Genomic DNA, 21,934 nt, shown 5'->3' on the forward strand with positions numbered 1-21,934 from the left:
GTAAGAATAAAACGGAATGAGGGTTGTAACATGTTAAACGTACAAAAAGAAATTGCACTTGCTTCCATGTCACGAACACCGCAGTTTGAGGAAAATGCGAATGACTTTTTTATTGCTTATGACAAAGGACATAACCCTATATTGCTTTTACCTACAACAAAGGGATTTCTGCCAGATGGTCAACTATATGCCATCTCATTTATTAAGAAGGAAAACAACTCCTACCAGTTTACGCTTTCTGATAAAATCATGCCGTTTTCAATGGATGAAGCTACACTCATCCACGATCAGCTCGGATTCTTCTTCGGCCCTGAAAATAATATGTTAACAAGCTTTTTCAAAAGTGATACGTATGGAGCGTATGTTGTTTGGACGAAGCATATGGTTAAACAGCTGATAAACGAAACCCTTCAAAATTGGCATAACACGGCTGATGACTCTCAGCGAGAAAAACATAAAAATCGGTTAACTTTGCTGCTTCAGGCTTAAAACTTAAATTCGTTGAAATATAAAAACTGCCAAGCCACTTCATCATTTGGTGAGAGGTCTTGGCAGTTTTTTTGTATTTTACATTTCTGAATCAAGTAGTCGGGGATGCTTGCTCGTTATTTTTGCTTTTCTTTTTAGTTGTTTTTTGATAAACGTTGTAACAAATAACAGTGGTATATAACTGACGGCCAAGTAAAAACCGATTTTGTTCGTGTAATTATTGAGCAAATTGATTTTCAAACGGGTATCTAAGAAAATACAGGCAACTAATACAACAGCTAATAATACAATTAGCGTCACATGCTGACGGATGTTCAACATCAATTTGGCTACACGGCTCGAGCACCATATGGCGAGTGTAATATTAGGCAGAATTACAAGGCACCACATGGATACGAACACAAAGTCAAAACGTTCAACAAATGACACTTGTACAATTTTCACCATGGAAAGCGTTGCCCATATATTTCTCGCCAACTGCTCCTGACTAAAAAAGCAAATGAGAACAGCGTTACCAATAAATACATCATAAAGGTAAAGATATTAGCGTGATGCGCAAATTTTTGAGAGCGTTTAGCATTTTTTATAAATGGATAAAAAACGAGCAGTGTTTCAAATCCAAGGTAGCTCAGCATCATGTTTTTTGTTGCTGATAAATAATCTTTGATACTCTCGTCAAATAAAGGCAACAGATTAGAAAAATGAGTGAACTCTAATGGATAAACTAACAAGAGTATTAATCCTAAAGGAATAATCACGCCTAAGTAACAGACTCCTGCAACTGTACGAAAACCTGAAGAAACGACATAATACGTTAATATGAGAAAGACAATAGCGATCTTCCAAGTACTTAACGTAGGAAACATCCATACTTGTATCACTTCAATATACGTTCTTAAGACGGTTATGGACCATAATAGAAAGTAAAGTAAAAGAGCAAGGTTAAACAGGTTGCCAAGAAGACCGCCAAACAATGTTTTATGGATGGTCACGATATCTCCATCACCATTATTAAGCACATAATAGATCATCCATATAAGTATATGTACAAAAACGGCTGCGATAATGACAGAGATCCAAGAATCATAACCAGCATATTTAGCTATGACTCGCTGATACCCTAACACCCCTACTCCTACTTGTTCGGAATGTACAAGGAAAAAGACAAGAAAGGGAGACACGAGAAAAGCTTCTTTAATTTTTTGCATGACGAGTTCCCATCCTTTCTGTAGAACTGCTTAGAAATCTTGTTTTAGCATTCCCAACAGAAAAGCATTTAACCCATAAATAGCCAAAAAAGCTAACTCATTTTAATAGGGATTAAACCCTTTTGAGTTAGCTTTCATTTTTTTACCCTGTAAATACTTCACCATCAGGATAACGAATATTATCTTTTGATTGTTTGGCTAGACTGAACGCCAATGTTAATGGACCTAACTTTCCGAAAACCATCACAGCACAGATGACTGCTTTTCCAATAACCGTTAGATCTGGGGTAAGCCCCATACTTAACCCTACCGTACCAAAAGCAGAAATGACTTCAAATACGATCATCATAAAAGAGGTGTCTTTCTGGACATATGTGATAATAAACAATGCTGCAAAAATAAACAAAATGGATATGGTTGTGATAGCAAGTGCTCTATACACGACTGCATTTCGAATCGTTCGTTTCATAATAACCGTATCTTCTTTGCCCTTTAAAAAAGCTGCAACAGTAAAGAGAATAACAACAAATGTTGTAAGCTTAATTCCTCCACCTGTAGAAGTACTCCCTGCTCCAACAAACATTAAAAGAATCATTAATAATGATGTATCAGGATTAATCGCAGTCATATCAATAGAGTTAAATCCCGCTGTTCTAGGAGAAACACCCTGGAAGTATGATGCCCAAAATTGCTCTATACCTGAGAGCATCCCGATTGTTTTAGGATTATTAAATTCAAATAAGTAAAAAAGTAAAATCGATATCACATTGATTACTACTGTGGAAATCAGCATGACCTTCGTATGAAGGGAAAGAGTTTTCCATTTGCGGCTTACCCATATATCAACCAATACAGTAAAACCAATTCCACCTGTAATAAACAAGAATGAAATAACAAGGTTTACAGTTGGATCACCTACATACCTCATCAGACCATCAGGCCAAAGTGCAAAACCTGCGTTATTGTACGCCGATATAACATGAAAAATACTATAATAAATTCCTTTAGAGTACCCCATGTCTGGAACCCATTTCAAAGAAAGAAAAAAGACAGCAATCAACTGAATGCTAATAGAAAAAACAAATAAATTTCGTACAAGACGTATAACACCGCCAATAGATGGCTGATTCAATGCTTCTTGCATCAGTACTCTTTGTTTAATCGATATCTTCCTACCCATCATAATGACGACCAAGGAAGCAAAGGACATCACACCAAGTCCTCCAACTTGAATCAAAAATAAGATTACAATTTCACCGAACAAGGTAAATGTAGATCCTGGATCAACCGTAGCAAGTCCTGTTACGGTTGCAGCTGATGTTGCGATAAATAAAGCATCTATCCAAGATAAGGTATTTTCATGAGCAACCGGCAGCTTCAATAAACAAGTACCTACAAAAATAAGAAATAAGAACAGCAATGCTAAAAATTGTGGAGGACTCAATTTTATTGGATTGTGCAAGAATCGCTTACGATTTTTCACATGCAGTGCCAAAGCTTACACTCCTTCATCCTCGAAACGATTTAGGTCCTCATTTTTCCCAATGACAACAAGGATATCTCCATACTCCAAAGAAACATCTGCAATAGGAGAAACATGTATTTCATCTCCACGTTTAATGGCAACAATATTACACCCATAGCGCGCACGTACATCTAGATCTGTAAGGGTTTTGTTGACAAGTTTATCAGTTACGCCAATTTCTACAATACTGTGTTCATGTGACAACTCAATAAAATCAATAATTTTTTCTGAAGAAATAAGCTGTGCAACTCTGAGCGCCATGTCACGCTCTGGGTGGATAATGCGGTCTGCACCTAGCTTTTCCAATACTTTATGATGATAATCATTCTGGGCTTTTACCCAAACTTTGTTTACGCCCGCTTCTTTTAAAAGCAAGGTAGTCAAAATACTTGCTTGTATGTCTTCTCCAATCGAAACAATAACATGGTTGAAATTTCGAATGCCTAGGGATTTCATCACTTTTTCATCAGTTGAATTGGCTTGAACTGCTTGAGTCGCAATCGTTGCAAATTCATTTACTTTTTCCATATCATTATCAATTGCTAGGACATCGTATCCCATAGTGGCAAATTCTCTACAAATGCTGCCCCCGAAGCGACCAAGTCCAATAACTGCAAACTGTTTTTTTCATTACGATTTTCTCCCCTTAAACTACATGAAGTTTCCCTTCGTTGTCCTCTAGCCTTGCTGGTTAAGAGGTTCTCTAAATCAGTAAAAAACGCAAAAAAAGACCACACAAAAAAGCGGGTCCGGTTTTTCACCACATTGACCTCTCCAGTGACATGACGCTTACGGGGTTAGCTGTCGGATTAGGGATTGGAGTATCCCTTTTGCGTAAAGCAAAATTCACCCCAAAAAATTGGTTCCCCCGTTTCACAGTAGTTTTACCATAAAAACAACTGTAAATTCAGCGATCTAAAGCCTGCTAAATTTTGAATTACATATACTGTAATCCTCCCTCTTTTAAATGTCAATCCATTTTTATAGTGTTAACAAATACTTTACATTTTTCCTGAAAATTGAAGAACCAAAACAACGATTCCAACGATCCAGACATAGATCGCAAACCCTTTTAACGTACCGGTTTGCAGCAATTTAATCATCCATTTCACAGCTATATATCCGAAGATTGCTGATGCTAACGTACCGATTGCAAGCGCTGAGAAAGAAATCGGTGGCTGTGCGCCTGTAAAGAGATCTTTTGACTGAAGGACAACCCCTCCTGCAATCGATGGGATGGAGAGCAAAAATGAAAAATACGCCGCTGCTTTTTTATCAATTTTACAAAATAACGCCGCGGCAATCGTGAGACCCGATCGAGAAACTGCCGGAAGAATAGCCGCTCCTTGAAACGTTCCGATTACAAGAGCATCGCGTATTGTAATGTCATCAATTCCTTTGTATCCGTTCCGTTTATATGAATCTGCCCACCATAATAGTAATCCTGTAAGCAGAAACTCCCACCCGACGGTTATGCCTGTTTTAGAAATTTCTTCAAAAAAATCTTTAAAAGCCAGTCCGATTATTGCAGTAGGAATTGTTCCTGCAATGAGCAGGATTCCGATTTTGCTGAACGGTCTCTTTATGACTTCCAAAATCTCTTTTCCATACACCGTCATAACAGCGATCAGTGTTCCAATATGCAGCATGCTATCAAGAAACAGTCCCGCTTCTTCCAGCTGAAATACTTGCCTTCCTAAGAGCAAGTGCCCTGTCGAGCTAACGGGTAAGAATTCGGTCAAGCCTTGGACTATACCTAATATTAGGGCCTCGAGCCAATCCATAAAAAAATCCCCCTCCATAGATGGTCTCGTACAACCTATTCTATAGAGGAGGTTTCTATGCTATGTTTTCTGTTTTCTGATAGGCGGCGATTCTCTTCGTCACTATCGTTTCTGCGGTACTCACGTATTAAGATACGATCCGTTCCTCGAAACTTCACTTCCTCGACCTTCTTGCCTCTGAGAAAACAACTGTTTCCTGATAGGCGTCGAATCTCTTCGTCACTATCGTTTCAGCTGTACTCACGTATTAAGGATACGATCCGTCCTATAGAACGCCTGAGAACAGTCGGGAAAACGATTCTTTCGTTCTTTCCCAAAGCCCTCTTTTATAAAATTCAACCGGGCGTATTTTTGTTGATTCTTCCATGTCTTCTTCGTACTGTCGAACTAGATCATTGACGGAAGAGGTATTCAGCAGGAACACATTGACTTCAAAATTTAAATGAAAACTTCTCATATCCATGTTTGCCGTACCAATCGATGCTGTATCACCATCAATAATGATTACCTTTTGATGCAAAAATCCTTTTTTATACGAATAGATTTCGATTCCTGAACGTAAAAGTTCTGGGTAATAAGAGCGGGTCGCATATTGAGTTAAAAAACCATCGTTAATTTCAGGAACCATCAAGCGGACTTGAACGCCTTTTTTGGCAGCCACCCTAAGAGCTGTCCGAATCGCTTCATTCGGAACAAAATATGGCGTCGCGATCCAAATGGATTTTTCCGCACAAGAGATTAAAGAATAATAAAGATCACTCATAATCCCAAGCTGCGTATCCGGTCCACTCGCTACAACGTGTACGGTCCCGTCTCCTTCTGCAGAGTAAGCTGTCGTTAGATGATCATCTTCTAATAAGTCCTCACCACAAACATATTCCCAGTCCATTAGAAAAATAGCATGCAGAACTTGAACAGCTTCCCCTTCCATGACCATATGCGTATCACGCCAAAATCCGATGTCAGGATCTTCACCTAAATACTCAACGCCAACATTTAATCCGCCAACAAAACCTATCTTTCCATCGATTACGATAATCTTTCGGTGATTTCGGAAGTTTAGTTTTTGGTTAAAAAATCCGTAACGCACAGGCAAAAATGCTTCTACAAGCACACCTGCTTTTTTCATCCGGTCTATATCGTACTGCTGCAGGGATAAACTTCCTATTCCATCATACAAAAATCTGACTTTAACGCCTTCGTTTGCTTTTTTAATCAAAAGATCAATAATATCCTTCCCCAGCCGATCGGAGCGAAAGATGTAATATTGAATGTGTATATATTCCTTCGCCTCTTGTAACCGTGCAATAATCTCAGGAAATGTTTCTTGGCCGTTCTGTAAAATCTTTGTATCCGTCCGCCTGTTTAATCGAGTAAGCGTGATATGGTGAGCATGTTTAGCGAAACATTGCTGATGCCTTTTCAGATCACTAAAGTCCGGTTTCTCTTCTTGTTTAGAAACCCTGATCCACTCATCCCTGTCATTTTTTCTTTTTGATTTAAACAGATGACCTTTTAAGTAGAGTTGCCCGGAATACAGGTAAAACATATACCCTACGAAGGGAAACAGAATCAAAACGTAAATCCATAAAAGCGTGTGCTGAGCCGTCCTGTTTTCAAGCATTAACGAATAAATCGTGTACAAAATTACTGCAATGTAAAGGAGCCCGAATGCTGTTTTGATAACTACATATCCTTCTGCAAAAAAAACGATGTATAAACAAACAAGTAACAATAGTGTGAGGAAAAATTCCCATATTCGTTTCATGCACTAGCTCCTTTTTCAAATCTTCTTTTACCTCTTTTATTCCCTTCCCCTTGTAAATAAAACAAGAGCATCTCTCTTTTTATACCATTTTTTCTTAGGATTTGCAGATTTCATGACTGTTATGAAATTAGTACCGTTTCGATCATTCGAACGGTTTTTTTGTGTACGCATTGGGTTGATATACAGACGCTTCGGAAATTTACGGGGCCAATCGGCGATGAATTTTGAATTGGACAGATTATTGGCTGAATTGGACAGATTATTGACTGGATTGGACAGATTATTGACTGGATTGGACAGATTATGTGACCAATCCGACAGATTAATCTTCAAATCGGACAGATCCACTAGTCAATTGGACAAATTACCGTCATCAACAAAAAAACTGCTCCTATGCACAGAACTCCTCTATGCACTTACTTTCGACTTTTACGAAAATACTGTCCACTTTTTGAGTTTTACTGGCCACTTTCGCTGATTTACTGTCCACTTTTGTAAAGTTACTGTCCACTCTGCTATTTTTACTGTCCACTTTAATTTCCCGCAAAAAAAAACACATAAAAAACTCCAAAGGTTATCACCACCTCTGGAGTCACTCAACATTATTCAGCTTTCGCTCCATTTTGCTTCCAATAGTACTCTGCAACTGCATCAGCCACTGCTTCGGCACTTCGATATAGCTCATCCATGTTGTTATCGACCCCTCCGAATTCTATGAGAAGCGCATTTTCAGATAGGTCCTGATTATAGACGCCGTTCCCAGTGGTTTTGTTTTTGCCGATTACCCCACGGCTCAATCCTGGATATTTTTTGTCTAAAATCGCATTGATTTCCTGTGCTGCTTTTTGGTTTTTCTCAAAATTAGGATTAGCTGTTCCGATTACAAACAGGGTACGTGCATATGATTTCCCATTGATTTCAGTCGTTGTGGATTTTCCTCTAAGCGAATCCCGATGCAGATCAAAGATGAGATCTATATCCTGATTGCTCGCCATTGCACTTTGAACGAGCGTACGTGACATCGGGTAACTTTTTCGATAGTCCGTATTATTTTTCTTCAACAGTTCCGTCATGTTGGTAAAATCAACGGTTGTCCCAATTCCTCTCGCTTCTAATTCCTCGCCTAGTTTTTTCCCGACCATCGTAATATTTACTTTGGAATGAATGGCGTGGTCTGGATTCGTAACTCCTTTTAAGTGAGGCAAAAGGATTCCCAGCTGTGCGAATGATAGATGTAGGCGATCTTCTTACCGCTCGTCGTTTGCCCTGGCGGATTTTGTGGATCAGTTGGATCAGGATCTTCTAGACGCTCCATATCTTGAACTTCCGCTTCTTCACCACTTAAAAGCAGCTCCATCGGCGGCGGTGACTCGTACGCTAAGTTCGTATAATCCGTTCCTTCCCCCGCTACGATGATTGTGGAATCGTAGAGCGCAAATCCCGGTAGTTCATTTCCAAGTAAACTTCGGATGTCCCCTGGCTTGATGCTTGTTGTGAGTTCAAACAATACACTCGACAATGCGGGTGGTTCACTCTCTTTTGGCAGTTCTTGCGTGAAATACCTGTTTTCCCAGCCTATGAAATAGACGAGTGCCTCACCAGAAAATTCCGTTAGCCATTTGTGCATAGTCGAAGAACTCAACTTGTATTTGTGCTCGAAAGATGTGATAAAACTAGTGGCGATCACAATAAATAACATGGCTCCAGCTAGTAATAAAGGTAAACGTTTCATATTCAATTGCGGGGTAAACATGTATAGCCCTCCACTTCTGTTTGCGTTTCTATCACATCCTATGCGTTGAAAAAATCAAATAGAATCAAATCTATGAAAAAATAATAGAGAATCTTTCTTTTGATATTAAATAAATATCAAATATTTAATATGCATAAATACTTTTAAGCGCAAAAAAAAACCAGTTCCTCAACTGGTTTGTGATGTGAAAACGAGCTTATCTACCTCTGTATGATTTTCACTTGCAAGCTTCTCATAAATATCAATAAAAATACCTAATTCCTCTGGTGACAAATGATTTAAGTAGCTGCTTATTGAATCGACTCTTTCATTTTCAGCCTCTCTTAAAATTTCGTGTCCTTCGTCCGTGATCTCTAAATACACAATTCTACGGTCCAGGTCACTTCGGTAACGACTTACATACCCACGCTTGTACAAACGATCCGCACCAACAGTTATCGCACTTGGTTTAACACCCATATAATCAGCCAATTTTGAAACGGTCCATTTATTTCTAATGCATAACGTCTTTAAAAGTACGAATTGTGTTTTCGTTAATTCCTTTTCTATAGCAATTTCCGGGTGCAAACGCTTTGACACAATATAATGTACTCTTTCCAATCTCTCCACATAGGATTTCAAATCCTTATTCCCCATACTATGAACCTCCAGCCTCTAAGTTGAAATGCGAATATTATACTAACATTATACAAGAATTTTCATAACATTTGAACTATTTTTTACAAATAATGTGCAAAAGCGTTGACTATTGGCATAAAATTACATTATGATACATTCAAATAAATTTGAACGTTTCAGGAGTGTTGAACATGCAAGAAATTTACCACATACGTGAAGTAGAGCAGTTAAAGGTTATCTCTGACCCGCTTCGTATAAAAATTCTTTGGGAGATCATGGACGTTGCTAAGACAGGTAAAATACTTTCCGATTCATTAGAAGTGCCTGCACCTAAAATTCACTACCATCTAAAAGAAATGGAACGCGTTAGCCTGATAAAGGTTGAAAGAACGGAAGAAAAGAACGGCATTATACAAAAGTTTTACAGACCCGTTGCTCAATCTTTTTCAATCGCTGAAATTTTGCCTGATCAACGTCATGCAGTAAAAGATGAGCTCTCTGATGCCCTAAAGGAAAACATTCTAGTCTCTCTTGATAAAACAAAATCGATGATTCGTAAACTCGATCCTGAAGTGCTTGCCTATACCGATTCCCCACTTAAATTTGGATATAGGCATGTGAAACTGTCTCCTGAGCAAGTTAAACAGCTTCATGAAAAAGCGAAAGAAATTTCTGAGTTAATCTCAGAGTTTAAAAAGAATGAGTGTGAAGATGGTGAGATTTATCATTATTTCATGCTCTCGTTCCCTTTAAAAGAAACACCATATCCAGAAGAGGAGCTTGATTAAGATGACACAAGCACTGGCGGTACAGAATGAAAGTAAAGCAGGTTCTCTTTTTAAACAGCGTTCATTTTTATTCATATGGGCAATCACGATTTGTTCTTCTTTTTCCATCGCTATTTTTCAGTTCTCACAAAGCTGGTATGTCGTTAAAACACTCGACAAAGAAGCGTCACTCGGGATCGTATTTATTGCTGCAAACGTGCCCCGCATTTTATTTATGGCCATAGGTGGTGTTCTAGCAGATCGGGTCAGCCGCACAAAAATTTTGTTCGTCTCTAATCTCTTAAGAACCGTTTTATTAGTTGGATTGTTGATCATGCTCGCAACAGGCCATCTATCACTACTATCTTTTATCATTTTCGGTTTATTTTTTGGTGCACTTGATGCATTCGTCTGGCCGGCAAACGGATCTCTATTACCTAATGTCGTTGATCATTCCCAGCTAACACGTGCAAATTCAGTCATCCAAACGACACAGCAAAGCTCTCTCATTCTCGGACCTATGATCGGTGGGTTACTTGTGGCGAGCAGCGGGGGTTACATTCTTTCATTCGGAGTGCCCGCAGTCATGCTCCTTCTATCTGCTGTTTTTGCTTACCTGCTCAATGTTCCAGCTTCAGAAAGCTCCGGTACAAAAAAGCCTGGCATGTGGCAATCCATTAAAGAAGGACTTGATGTGGTAAAGAGTTCCGCCTTTTTAAAAGCACTTTTCTTGAGTACGATCTTTCTAAATGTTTTCGTTGTCGGTCCTTTAATGATGGGCCTGCCGATCTTCGTAAAGAATGTGCTCGACGGAAGTGCACTGGATTTCAGCTTTATTGAAGGCTCAATGGCTGCCGGCATGCTTATCAGTTCCGTGATCATCGGTATTTTAAACATTAAGAAAAGGCGCGGTCTTATGGTAACTCTCTCGCTTTTCACGATGAATATTTTCTTTTTCTTGTTTAGTCAAAGTTCCTCTCTTTATGCTTGTATGTTCGCTATCTTTTTTATCGGAATCACCTTCCCAGCTACGAATATCCCGCTCATTTCAGCGGTACAGTCTTCTGTCGATAAAAAACTGCTTGGCCGTTTGATGGGTCTGCTCACTATGGCAAGTATGGGGCTCGCCCCTCTATCACTCGCAGCAACATCCATGTTAATCTCATACGGATTCACCATCGATAAGATTATGGCTTGGGGTGCACTCTCTTTAATTCTTGTAAATGTTTTAATCATGTGGAAACTTCCTGCTTTAAGAAAAATGGAATAGGCGGTGGAAAGGATGAAGGTATTAATCATTGGCGGTACACGTTTTTTAGGGAAGCATTTAGCTGAATCATTTGTAAGAAACAGCCATGAGGTCACTTTGTTTCATAGAGGAAAAACAGCAGAAAAAGGTACTCAGGTAAAAGTTGAGGAAATCATTGGTGACAGAGATGCAGACCTTTCGTTACTTGAGAAGCGTTCTTGGGATGTTGTTGTAGATACATGCGGATACTTTCCGAAACAAGTTCGTAAAACCGCTGAAACTCTTCATAAAAACGCGAAATTCTACATTTTTGTTTCTTCTGTTTCTGTTTATGAAGATCAATCCGTACGAAATCTTACGGAAGAAGCAAAGACAGCTGACCTTGCTGATCCTGATGTAACTGAAATTGGTGCAAATTATGGAGCTCTTAAAGCGGCGTGTGAACAAGAAGTAATAAAAGTCTTTCAGAAACAGGCTTTAATTATTCGCCCAGGATTAATTGTCGGACCTAACGATTATACCGATCGTTTTACCTATTGGCCGGACCGAGGTGTTCGTGGAGGAGATATCTTAATACCAGATATGAAAGAACCTACAGTTCGGTTCATTGATGTACGTGATTTAGCGAATTGGATAGTTCGGATGGCTGAAAATGAAGAGTGCGGCACTTTTCAAGCGGTTGGCGGAAGGTACAATTTTAATGAGTTTGTGAAAAAATGCATAACGAATCACGCAAAATCTAGAATTGTTCCTGTATCTGAATCGTTCTTATTAAAAGAAAAGGTTGGCGAGTGGATGGAAATGCCCCTTTGGATTGCAAGTGATGAATATAGAGGGCTAGATTATGCGGATGACTCTAAGGCGATAAACAAAGGACTTGTTTTTCGTCCTATAGAAGAAACCATCAAAGATACAGCAGAATGGTCACAAGCTAGAAATTTAAAACCTGATGAGTGGAGAGCTGGGTTGCATTCAGATAAAGAAAAACGATTGCTGCAAAAATGGAAAGAACAAGTGAAATCATGATTTACTGTAGAATAAATCCAGTTTTTTTCTACATTATATGTAAAAATACATGAATGCCCATGGCACTTGTCCATACCATTTGTACCCTAAAGACATATAGTAGGATTGTGAGATACAAAATCTCTCCTGTTGGCAAGAGGCCGGCAGAGCAATTCCCTACCCCCATTTCTTCATCATGCGTTCGGTTTTCTTTACCATAATCCTTTCTTAAGGATTATGGCTTTTTTTATTTCGGAAACCGTTGTTGATCATCTTTAAACTGAAAATATTTGTTTAGGTGTTCAGGAAGCCCACCTTTTTGAAAGACAAATTGAATGTCTGAAAGAGGAATTTCTAAACGGGACAAAGCTGGATATAAAGGTAGAATCTCCTTTGGCTCGTAAGATTGCTGATAACTTGTAATGGCTTCATTTGTTTCTTTTTCAACCGATTGACGGTATGCATGTATTTCTTGAATCTGCTGTACCATCATCAAATATTCTGCTTTTAACCGCTCCAGCTGAGTAATTTTCTTCTCCATGCTGTTCTTTGCTGCGTCAAGCTCTCTGTCGCGGGAAGAATAGACCGTTTTTAAATACTCAGACAATCTGTCATCACGATTTTCTTTTAAATCATCCAGCTGCTCCATGGCGTTTCGTTCTTTTTCCATAGCCAAAAGATACTTATTCTTTGCTTCAGTCAGATCTTCCATCGTGATTTTCGAGTTTCTAACGCCATAAGCGTTTAGCAATTCTTCATATTCATTTGAAGACCATTCTTTTTGTTTATGTAGTTGCTGCCACTTTTCTTGCGCGCGTGCTATATCGATATCGTATTCTTTTTTCATTTGCTTAAAATGGTTTAATTCCGGATACATGACAATCTCCCTTCGCTTTTCAACATTAATAGTATTCGGGAGGGTTTTGGGTTTAACGTCTCGAAAGATTAAACAACTGTTTATATAAGATAATGTTTTAGGTATCAGTGAAGTACTTGCAGGTTGTTGATTTCCGTTACAGGTGCTCGCTTTCCGGGAGGCGGGCGGTGAGCCACTTCCACTTTTCGGACTGCCCACTCGTCCTAGCCTAGAGTCTCGCGCCTTGCACTTCAATGAACTCTTCAATGAAGGAATTATTAAGAGACCTAAAATCAACAGCCTTTTAAGTCATACCTTAGAAAGAAGGATGAATCATGAAGATTACCGCCATACGACATTGCAAAGCGGAAGGTCAGGAAAGTCAGGCTCCATTAACTGCTGAAGGTGAGCAGCAAGCTAGAGAATTAGCTGCCTTTTTAGAGGGTCAGCACTTCGATTGTGTCATCTCGAGTCCTTTTAAAAGAGCCGTCGACACCATTAAACCATTTGCAGAGTTAAATGAAATATCTATTAAGGTAGATGAACGTCTAGCTGAGCGAATCCTCTCTAGTGAAGATGATCCAAATTGGAGAACGAATCTAGAACGTACATATATAGAAGAACATTTAAAGTTTCCTGGTGGTGAGTCTACGTTTGAAGCGAAAGAAAGAATCTCTTCCTTCATTAATGACCTGCAATCAAAATCATATCAATCTGTTTTGATCGTTACTCATGGAAACCTCCTAAGCCTTATGATTAATTTGTACCAGCCTTCATTTGGCTTTAAAGAATGGGAGCTTCTATCGAACCCAGATGTTTATCTAATTGACGTGTCATTAAAAGATGTATCCAAGCTGTGGGTGTATTAAACTGGTAGTTGCTTCCAGACCCCCAACCCTCCTACAAAAGTCCCGAAACCTGTACACGTAAGATAAATTATTAGGAGGGGAAACATCTTATGAAAAAATTAGTAGTAGCATCAGTATTAGGCGCTTCCCTATTCGGCGCAAACGCAGGAATCTCAGAAGCGGCATCTACATGCCCATTTGCTTCTTTAAATAATAATCAGCCACAACAGCAACAACAAGCTGCACCGGCACCAGCACCACAACAACAGGCTGCTCCAGCACCAGCTCCACAACAACAGGCTGCTCCAGCACCAGCTCCACAGCAAGAGCAAACAAAAGCTCCAGCAGAGGAAGCACCAAAAGCTGAAGCAGGTGCAGAACTTACTGCACAAGAGCAACAAATGCTTGATCTAGTAAACCAAGAGCGTGAAAAAGCAGGTTTACCAGCACTTAAAGCTGACCCAGAATTAACAAAAGTTGCTCGCGTTAAAGCAAAAGACATGATCGACAACAACTATTTCGACCACAACTCACCAAAATACGGTTCTCCATTTGATATGTTGAAGCAATTTGGTGTTGAATATAAAACAGCTGGTGAAAACCTAGCAGGAAATTCTTCTGTAGAAGGTGCTCACACTAGCTTAATGAACTCTCAAGGTCACCGTGAAAACATCCTTAAGTCTGACTACACAAACGTTGGTATTGGTGTAGTTGACGGTGGACAATATGGTAAAATGTTCGTTCAAATGTTCAAAGGATAATAACGACAAAAAGCTTTCCCGATTTGGGAAAGCTTTTTTTGTGGCTGTTTTCGCAATCTCTGTTGCTCTTGAAAGTGGTTTATTTCCGCTCCAGGCTGCTCGCTTTCCGCGGGCAGGCGGTGAGCCCTTGCCGCTTTGCGCCCTAAAGGGTCTCACCTGACCGCTTCAAAGAAGGATTCTTGCTCCTGCGTCTACAAGTAAATGCTACCGCTGTGAGTTTCCTCGTCGCATGCCTTGCGAGAAAAATTTCATGTGGTTGACACGCACCTTGCTTTCCAATCAACCTTTCAATGAAGGCGAAGGCAAAACAAAAATAACCCAAAAGTAACTATCTTAAGAAGAGCTTTTTATAAAGTATTCTTACTTAACAGGTATCGTAATAATAAAGGTTGTGCCCTTCCCTTCTTACTTTTCACATCAAGTTTTCCGTTATGATGCTTAATTATATTGGTACTTACCATCATTCCAAGACCCGTACCCTCTTCTTTTGTTGTAAAAAATGGCTTTCCAATCTTTTTTAAAACCACTTCATCCATTCCACATCCATAGTCCCTTACTTGAATTTGAATGTTTTTCTTCTCATCACACAAACTCATCGTTACATTCACACAATCCCCTACGGAAGATGCTTCAATCGCGTTTTTCACAAAATTAATAAACACTTGTTTAAGCTGCATAGGATCACAGAAAACAAGTGGCATCTGGTCCTCAAGGTCTGTTTTGATTTCAATATTTTTCATAATAGCCTGTGTGTTTAGTAAATCCACTGTATCTTTAATAATATCGGTAATACAGGCCATCTTGAAATTTTGGGAATTGCTCTTTGAAAGGACTAGAAATTCTTTAATGATATGCTCAATCCGATCCACTTCGGACAAGATTATCGATAAATATTGGTTAAAATCATCGGTTTGATTTTGTATAAGCTGAACAAACCCTTTCAACGATGTTAAAGGGTTGCGAATTTCATGTGCTACTCCAGCAGCGAGTTCCCCTACAACATTTAACGCTTCAGCTTTTAATAATTTTTGTTCTGTTAACTTTTGGTCCGTTACGTCTTTTAAAATGGTAACATGCAGATGATCAACTATATCTTTTTGACAGGAGTATTCAATTTCTTTCACTAAACCATCGGGTGTTCGATAGCGAAACTCTCCTGTTATCTTTTTTCCATGCAATACTTCTTCCCATTTACTTCTAATTACTGCTCTACCATTTCTCACAAAGAATTCTTCAGCACTTCTTCCGATGAGTTCTTCTTTAGAAAGCTGCAGAAGCTCACATGCACGATCATTCACTTCCGCGATTTCCATATTCGATCTGCACAATACGATTGCTTCTAGCGCATGATTAAACAACTGTTTAAACTTTCTCATATTTTGGTCCTGCGTGATCTCTGCATCAGTAGTTGATGTCATATAGGATGTACCCACAACTTCCTGTACATCGTGATTTTTTCCTAAAACCGGGTATAAGGTTGTACGTATTGATCGTACACCTAAATTAATATCTGCGGTTTCTGTCTTACCTGAAAAAGCGCTTTCCAATTGATCTGTCCATTCAGCGATCAATTCCTTAGAATAAAGTCCTTGTAAGCTGGTTCCTGGCAATGGTTTTACCGAAACTCCAAGTCCATCAAGCATGGATCCCGCAGAATATGTAAACTTATAGTCACCTTCACCATCTCTTTTCAGTCCAAAAAGATGGATCGGGCAATGGGAAAGTGTGTTGTGAAAATCGGCAATACGTTTTATTTCAAATTCTTCATATTGCTTGTTCATTAAGTAGTCCCCTTTTTTCTTACAGAATCAAAATCTGTTGCTTGGGCTGTATATCACTTAACCGACCTATCCTTATTTACGTTAATATTTTTATTTCGACAAAATGATACTTTTCCCTATTGGTCAACTTTCCCATTTTTTCAATATGCTGATGCAGGTCTTTCGGATTATTTTCTTAAGTAAAAGGTTATGAAATGAAATAAAAAACAATATAAAAAACCTTTGTGAAATTTGTACAAAGGCTTTAAAACAATACTTACCTATTCATCTTGCTTATTTCCGCATTCATAAATTCATAATCCATTGGACCTATATGGAAGTTTGTAATGATTCCATCTTCGTCTATAAAATAGCTACTCGGAATAGAAACAGCTCTAAATTGTTTACCTATCGTATTTTTATCATCAAGCGGGATCGGAAAAGAAAGATTATATTTCTCGACAAATTCGCCAATTTTTTCTTTTTTTGTTTCTGCATACGTCAGATTTACTGCTAGAATTTCTACGTTCTTATCTTTGTAATCGCTATAATACTTTTGCATCTCGGGCATTTCCTCTCTGCAAGGAGGACACCAAGTTGCCCAAAAGTTTAAGATCACCTTTTTACCGCGGTATTCCTTTAATTGAATTTGTTTTCCATCCAGCGTTTTTAATGTGAAATCAGGCGCTTTGCTTCCTGGTTTAAGCCCTGTATCTTCATCCGTTGTGTTTACCGCTGTTTCGGGCTCTTCCTTTTTCTCTTGTGCCGAATAAAAAGCAAGACCGATCAATCCTGCAAATATGAGCATGATCACAATCGATTTTATCTTCACTGTTCAGTCCTCTTTTCACGTTGATTCGCTTTTTTTATTATAGAGGATTTCTTTAACCAACTGCAAAGTAACGTAACAAAAAAACAACAACTTATGTTTAAGCTGTTGTTTGTCGGGAATTTATAAATTAGAAGCCATTACAATGGTACCTTTAGGTTTCTTGCTGTTCGGAGTAGGTTCATGTGAAATCGCAACCGCATCCCACTTATGATCACCTTCAAACGTTACAGGGAAAACAACTGCACCATTTCCATTTTCGTCAGGTGTAAATGTCCCGGCTCTGTATTTTTTATCTCCTTCAATCAGCCAAACTTGATATGTTTCAGTTCCTTTAACTTGTGTTAAGTTGTGGGTATGAACAACAAGCTTCATCGTCTCATTTTCTTGTACCATTGAAGCGACACCGGTTGACTTTGTTTCTTCTGAAGCTAGTTGTACTGTCTTAAATGTTTTATTGATCTGTTCTTGAATGACTTGCTCATTTTTGTTGTTCTCATTAAATAAATAAGCGTTCGTGCCTAATGATAAAAGAAGTCCAGCGGCTAGAAGCCCCGTCATCCATTTTTTTGGTTTCCTGTTATAAGCAGGTGTGATTTCCGTTAAAGCACCATCAGTCTGGATGATTGGTTTAGGCTTGTTTGTCATTGATTCTTGATCTGCCGTTACATTTGCTAAGATACGTTCTTTCATACCCACTGGAGGGTCTGCCTCTTCTGATAAATATGGAAGATCTGCTGTTAGCTCTTGCCATTCTGCCCATTCTTCCTGGCAAGCACTGCATTCTTTTAAGTGGCGTTCAAATGCTTCCTTCTCTTCACCTTCTAATATTCCGTTATAATAATCGAGCAGATTATCGCACATTTTCTGTTCCATATTTATCCCCCTCTCGGCATAAATCTTTTTTAAGTGTTTCAGTGCTAATCGTATCCTGCCTTTTACCGTTCCTAGCGGAAGATTTTTCCGTTCCGCAATATCTGATTGAGAGTATCCTTTAAAGTAGAACATATCCACGATATCTTGCTGTTCCTCCGTTAAGGTGGAAACTGCCTGCTTCAAAACTTCTCTTTCTTCGTTCCAAGTTACAGTCTCTTCTATGCTTTCTGTACGTTCATAATCTAAATCTTTTTCAAGTATCTCAACTTCATTTTTCTGCTGTTTCCGAATTAAGTCGATACAGGCATTTCTTGTTACTGTTAAAATCCATGAAGAAAACTTCCCTTTATCCTCTGAATAGATTCCTTTTTTCGCCACAGTTTCATAAAAACGTCCTGAACCGCTTCTTCAGCTAACTCTTTTTGTTTCAACATTTTATATGAAAAAGAAAACAATAGCTTTTCGTATCGATCATAGAGCATTTCAAGGGCTTCTTTATTTTCTTCCTGAACCTTTTGATATAGTTCGTAATCAGAAGGTCTACCCATCTCTTGTCTCCTTTACTGCACACATAATATTTTTATCATATCAAAATGAGACAGTACTTGTCTTTTTTTAAGATGGATATATATAGCTAACGTTTTAAAAAACGATTCAGATCACATATTTTCCATACTTTATCATTAAGTTTCCCTTAACTTTCCGATATAAAAGAAAATATAGCATAGAAACTTAGATACAGAATTTAAAGATAAAGTGAGGCACATCATTTATGGATCGCACAAGCTTAATTGGGGTCATTGTAGGCATTGTAGCCGTTGGGGTTGGAATGGTATTAAAAGGGGTAAGCCCGATTTCTCTGTTGAATCCCGCAGCATTGCTGATAATCTTTGCAGGAACTGCTGCAGCCATTCTTATTGCATTTCCAATGAACGAAATCAAAAAAATACCAGCTCTTTTTAAGATTTTATTTCAAGAACAAAAACTCATCGATATGAAAGATCTTGTCACGATTTTTATTGAATGGGCTACAATTGCCCGCAAAGAAGGATTGCTTGCATTAGAACCAAAAGCTGAAGAAGTGGATGATCCATTTTTACAGCAAGGGATTAAAATGATTGTAGACGGACAGCCGCCGGAATTTATTAAAGACGTTCTAATGAAAGACCTTGAAACGATGGAAGATCGTCACGCAAGCAACGCCACCATATTCACACAAGCTGGTACATACGCTCCAACTCTAGGTGTTCTAGGTGCAGTTGTAGGATTAGTAGCAGCACTCAGCAACATGGCTGATATTACTGCACTGGGTAAAGCCATTTCTGCTGCATTTATCGCAACGCTTTTCGGGATTTTTTCCGGATACGTGTTATGGCATCCTTTCGCCAATAAATTGAAGCGCAAGTCAAAAAAGAAGTCATGATTAAAGAAATCATGATTGAAGGTTTGTTATCCATTCAAGATGGAACTTCACCTAAAATTTTAGAAGAAAAACTGTTAACGTATATTCCGACTAGCGAACGCGATCAATACAAAGCGGGTGGTTCTGTTGGCTAAAAAGAAAAAGCATCATGAAGAGCATGTGGATGAATCATGGCTCATCCCTTATGCCGACATGCTTACGCTTTTGTTAGCGCTCTTCATTGTTCTATTTGCCATGAGTGAGATCGACGCTCAAAAGTTTAAGCAGATGGCTAGTGCATTCCGAAATGAATTTACAAGCGGTACAGGTGTTATGGAACAACAGGCACCTATTCCTACACCTGACTCCAATCCGATACCTGATGCACAAAAAGAAGTAATCTCTAAGGAAGAAAAAGAAAGGCTTGAAGAAGCAAAAAAAGAACTGGAAGCTTTAGAAGAGCTAGAACAAAAGATCAATGCCTATATTCAAACGAACAAACTAAACTCTAGTCTGCAAACCAAACTGACAGAGAACGGTTTATTAATTACCATTTTAGACAATGCTTTGTTTGATTCGGGAAGTGCGACCGTTAAACCTGGCTCTAGGGAAATTGGTAAGAAGCTATCTGATCTGCTCGTAACCACTCCCCAAGAAACATCGTCATTGCCGGCCATACGGACAATGTTCCGATCAGAACGGCTAACTTTCAATCCAACTGGGAGCTCAGCGCATTTAGAGGAATTAACTTTATGCGTGTCCTCTTAGAGAATCCGGGGTTGAAGCCCAATCAAGTAAGCGCAAGCGGCTATGGAGAGTATCGTCCGAAAGCGGATAATAAAACGGCAGACGGACGGGGAAAGAACCGCCGCGTTGAAGTGCTCGTGCTGCCGAATGTAAGTCTGCAGGCAGTGAAGTAGAAGGCGGCTTGGTGCTAGAGGTGCCCGTGCTTTATAAGGATTATCATAAATCTGAGCGAGCATAAACCTCGCTGAACCGCTTCTAAATCCTGAGTTTAGCTGCCAAAAAAATTTATAAACCAAAAAACTGGCTCCCAATGGTGGTTTCCCACTCTCAGAAGAGCCAGTTTTCATTTCTATTCCATCTTATTACTCGTTTTATAGCTATCTAAGAAATGAATGCGCTCAAGCATGGTTGGGTGGCCATACAAAAACCACTTCACAATCTTTGGCGGGTTCACTTCGCTTAAACTGACTGTCGCAAGTTCCTGAAAAGCACCAACTGCGGCTTTCGGATTGTTTGTCATCTGAATCGCATACAAATCTGCATCACGTTCCGCTTTTCGGGACACGGCATTTTCTACAGGAGACACAGCAAAACTCAACAATGAAAAAATCAAAAGCAATGCAGGCAATGCCGCTAGATCACCTGCTCCTTTAACTCCCCATGACTTTCCATACTTTTCTATCCATTTTCGGTAAATCATATTACCGAGCCACAGCCCTAAAAACGACAGGACGATTGACGATATCAAGTTCCAATAAAGATGGTTCATCACATAATGCCCGATCTCATGAGCCATAACAAACAATACTTGGTTATCGGTAAGCTTATTGAGCGTTGTGTCCCAAAGGACAATTCGAAGGTTGGATCCAATGCCGTTCACATAGGCATTCAGAGCATTTGTTTTTTCAGACATGTTCACTTCATATACATTCTCTGCAGGAATGTCGGCTCTTTCCGCAATATCCAGAATCTTGTCTTTTAACACTTCATCCTGCAGCGGATAGAACTTGTTATAAAGTGGATCAATCACAACTGGTTGGATGAAGTACATAAACACAGTAAATGGAATGGATAGCAGCCAAGCATATAGCCACCATTTTTTCTCGTATTTCTTAATGAGCCAGTACATCACGGCGACCATCACTGTTGTTAAAACCCAGCTGATCCAGAAATCCACTAGTCCGTCTCTCATCCAGCTATGAAACGATTGCACGGATATATTGAAACTTTTTGAAACTGTAAAACTGTAATAGCGCAGCGGGAACGTTAGCACCCAACTTGCAAAGGAAAGCAGAAGCACATAGATTCCTGTATGAACGATAGAAAACTTCGTTAACCCGCTTGATGCTTTGCGGAACCACTTCGAAAGTCCAAACCCTAAGACAAACAGGTAGATTAACCACTCCAGCGGAACGGAAATGAAGTATATAAAATCTTTGATCCTTGAAAAGTCTGTACTTAACTCCAGTTCCCGGTCTGTCATAAATACAGCTGGATCTGCAGCCGATCCCTTCAAATGAACAGGCAATGCCGAGTCAGCACCTTGAAACAGATAAAACCACATCAATCCAGCATATATCGCAAAGCCGATTATAAATACAAACGATTTCCTCAAAGCCCACGCCCCCTTTTATACCTACTATAAAGTGTAGGGCGTTTTGTCCAAATTAGAACAAGCTTTCAGTAAAT

At 39.2% G+C, this 21,934-nt stretch carries 20 protein-coding genes, 3 pseudogenes and 1 riboswitch; of the genes and pseudogenes, 8 read left to right on the top strand and 15 right to left on the bottom strand.

All coding sequences use genetic code 11. The features are described 5' to 3' along the window. Nucleotides 1-30 precede the first annotated feature (30 nt). Nucleotides 31-489 (top strand): hypothetical protein, encoded by a 459-nt coding sequence (locus ACEWFH_RS19210; RefSeq protein WP_473725301.1) that lies wholly within the window; start codon nt 31-33, stop codon nt 487-489. Nucleotides 490-567: 78 nt separating this feature from the next. Here ACEWFH_RS19210 and ACEWFH_RS19215 read toward each other — a convergent pair. The 9 genes and pseudogenes from ACEWFH_RS19215 to ACEWFH_RS19255 all read right to left on the bottom strand — a co-directional run bounded on the left by ACEWFH_RS19215 (nt 568) and on the right by ACEWFH_RS19255 (nt 9,163). After that, nucleotides 568-1,697, bottom strand: a pseudogene (locus ACEWFH_RS19215) (GerAB/ArcD/ProY family transporter). A gap of 142 nt (nt 1,698-1,839) precedes the next feature. Further along, nucleotides 1,840-3,186 (bottom strand): TrkH family potassium uptake protein, encoded by a 1,347-nt coding sequence (locus ACEWFH_RS19220; protein WP_473727357.1) that lies wholly within the window; start codon nt 3,184-3,186, stop codon nt 1,840-1,842. Between the two features lie 9 nt (nt 3,187-3,195). Beyond that, nucleotides 3,196-3,831 (bottom strand): potassium channel family protein, encoded by a 636-nt coding sequence (locus tag ACEWFH_RS19225; RefSeq protein WP_473727358.1) that lies wholly within the window; start codon nt 3,829-3,831, stop codon nt 3,196-3,198. A 161-nt stretch (nt 3,832-3,992) separates the two neighbouring features. Further along, nucleotides 3,993-4,145: riboswitch (cyclic di-AMP (ydaO/yuaA leader) on the bottom strand. A gap of 78 nt (nt 4,146-4,223) precedes the next feature. Continuing rightward, nucleotides 4,224-5,006 carry an undecaprenyl-diphosphate phosphatase gene (locus tag ACEWFH_RS19230; protein WP_473725302.1) on the bottom strand — a complete coding sequence of 261 codons (783 nt, stop codon included), beginning with the start codon at nt 5,004-5,006 and terminating at the stop codon, nt 4,224-4,226. A gap of 35 nt (nt 5,007-5,041) precedes the next feature. Then, nucleotides 5,042-5,164 (bottom strand): hypothetical protein, encoded by a 123-nt coding sequence (locus ACEWFH_RS19235; protein WP_473725303.1) that lies wholly within the window; start codon nt 5,162-5,164, stop codon nt 5,042-5,044. 107 nt (nt 5,165-5,271) lie between these two features. Continuing rightward, nucleotides 5,272-6,774: a cardiolipin synthase gene (gene cls, locus ACEWFH_RS19240; protein ID WP_473725304.1), complete on the bottom strand. Its 1,503-nt coding sequence runs from the start codon at nt 6,772-6,774 to the stop codon at nt 5,272-5,274. A 602-nt stretch (nt 6,775-7,376) separates the two neighbouring features. After that, nucleotides 7,377-7,979 carry a stage II sporulation protein P gene (gene spoIIP, locus ACEWFH_RS19245; protein ID WP_473725305.1) on the bottom strand — a complete coding sequence of 201 codons (603 nt, stop codon included), beginning with the start codon at nt 7,977-7,979 and terminating at the stop codon, nt 7,377-7,379. Next, on the bottom strand, nt 7,967-8,527 hold the full coding sequence (locus tag ACEWFH_RS19250) for a stage II sporulation protein P (protein ID WP_473725306.1): 561 nt from the start codon (nt 8,525-8,527) through the stop codon (nt 7,967-7,969). The genes spoIIP and ACEWFH_RS19250 overlap by 13 nt, the downstream gene beginning before the upstream one ends. Nucleotides 8,528-8,695: 168 nt before the next feature. Next, nucleotides 8,696-9,163 (bottom strand): MarR family winged helix-turn-helix transcriptional regulator, encoded by a 468-nt coding sequence (locus ACEWFH_RS19255; protein WP_473725307.1) that lies wholly within the window; start codon nt 9,161-9,163, stop codon nt 8,696-8,698. Nucleotides 9,164-9,336: 173 nt separating this feature from the next. Between ACEWFH_RS19255 and ACEWFH_RS19260 the strand changes: the two genes are divergently transcribed. The 3 genes from ACEWFH_RS19260 to ACEWFH_RS19270 are packed head-to-tail and all read left to right on the top strand — an operon-like array spanning nt 9,337 to nt 12,187. Next, entirely contained in the window at nt 9,337-9,933 is a 597-nt protein-coding gene (locus ACEWFH_RS19260; protein ID WP_473725308.1) for an ArsR/SmtB family transcription factor, read from the top strand. Between the two features lies 1 nt (nt 9,934). Continuing rightward, nucleotides 9,935-11,182 carry an MFS transporter gene (locus ACEWFH_RS19265; protein ID WP_473725309.1) on the top strand — a complete coding sequence of 416 codons (1,248 nt, stop codon included), beginning with the start codon at nt 9,935-9,937 and terminating at the stop codon, nt 11,180-11,182. A gap of 12 nt (nt 11,183-11,194) precedes the next feature. Then, complete coding sequence (locus ACEWFH_RS19270) at nt 11,195-12,187, top strand: NAD-dependent epimerase/dehydratase family protein (RefSeq protein ID WP_473725310.1); 993 nt, start codon at nt 11,195-11,197, stop codon at nt 12,185-12,187. Between the two features lie 226 nt (nt 12,188-12,413). On the opposite strand, the gene ACEWFH_RS19275 is transcribed toward ACEWFH_RS19270, so the two are convergent. After that, nucleotides 12,414-13,043 (bottom strand): hypothetical protein, encoded by a 630-nt coding sequence (locus tag ACEWFH_RS19275; RefSeq protein ID WP_473725311.1) that lies wholly within the window; start codon nt 13,041-13,043, stop codon nt 12,414-12,416. Between the two features lie 314 nt (nt 13,044-13,357). On the opposite strand from ACEWFH_RS19275, the gene ACEWFH_RS19280 reads away from it, so the two are divergent. Then, nucleotides 13,358-13,891 (top strand): histidine phosphatase family protein, encoded by a 534-nt coding sequence (locus ACEWFH_RS19280; RefSeq protein WP_473725312.1) that lies wholly within the window; start codon nt 13,358-13,360, stop codon nt 13,889-13,891. An 89-nt stretch (nt 13,892-13,980) separates the two neighbouring features. Next, nucleotides 13,981-14,631 (top strand): CAP domain-containing protein, encoded by a 651-nt coding sequence (locus ACEWFH_RS19285; RefSeq protein ID WP_473725313.1) that lies wholly within the window; start codon nt 13,981-13,983, stop codon nt 14,629-14,631. Between the two features lie 347 nt (nt 14,632-14,978). On the opposite strand, the gene ACEWFH_RS19290 is transcribed toward ACEWFH_RS19285, so the two are convergent. The 4 genes from ACEWFH_RS19290 to ACEWFH_RS19305 all read right to left on the bottom strand — a co-directional run bounded on the left by ACEWFH_RS19290 (nt 14,979) and on the right by ACEWFH_RS19305 (nt 18,644). Next, nucleotides 14,979-16,412: an ATP-binding protein gene (locus ACEWFH_RS19290; RefSeq protein WP_473725314.1), complete on the bottom strand. Its 1,434-nt coding sequence runs from the start codon at nt 16,410-16,412 to the stop codon at nt 14,979-14,981. 256 nt (nt 16,413-16,668) lie between these two features. After that, complete coding sequence (locus tag ACEWFH_RS19295; protein WP_473725315.1) at nt 16,669-17,223, bottom strand: TlpA disulfide reductase family protein; 555 nt, start codon at nt 17,221-17,223, stop codon at nt 16,669-16,671. Nucleotides 17,224-17,343: 120 nt separating this feature from the next. Next, on the bottom strand, nt 17,344-18,474 hold the full coding sequence (locus ACEWFH_RS19300) for an anti-sigma factor (RefSeq protein WP_473725316.1): 1,131 nt from the start codon (nt 18,472-18,474) through the stop codon (nt 17,344-17,346). Next, nucleotides 18,417-18,644, bottom strand: coding sequence for an RNA polymerase sigma factor (locus ACEWFH_RS19305; RefSeq protein WP_473725317.1), 228 nt, complete (start codon nt 18,642-18,644; stop codon nt 18,417-18,419). The genes ACEWFH_RS19300 and ACEWFH_RS19305 overlap by 58 nt, the downstream gene beginning before the upstream one ends. A 224-nt stretch (nt 18,645-18,868) precedes the next feature. Here ACEWFH_RS19305 and motA point away from each other — a divergent pair. Together motA and motB are read left to right on the top strand one after the other, a co-directional pair. Beyond that, a pseudogene (gene motA, locus ACEWFH_RS19310) lies at nt 18,869-19,653 on the top strand (flagellar motor stator protein MotA). Then, nucleotides 19,643-20,418: pseudogene (gene motB, locus ACEWFH_RS19315) on the top strand (flagellar motor protein MotB). Before motA ends, motB begins: the two co-directional pseudogenes overlap by 11 nt. A gap of 176 nt (nt 20,419-20,594) precedes the next feature. Here the strand turns inward: motB and ACEWFH_RS19320 are convergent. Next, the gene (locus ACEWFH_RS19320; RefSeq protein ID WP_473725318.1) at nt 20,595-21,860 is read right to left on the bottom strand and encodes a M48 family metallopeptidase; all 1,266 of its coding nucleotides are present in this window, start codon (nt 21,858-21,860) and stop codon (nt 20,595-20,597) included. Nucleotides 21,861-21,934 lie beyond the last annotated feature (74 nt).

Source organism: Fictibacillus sp. EA-CB0309 (assembly GCF_055814265.1).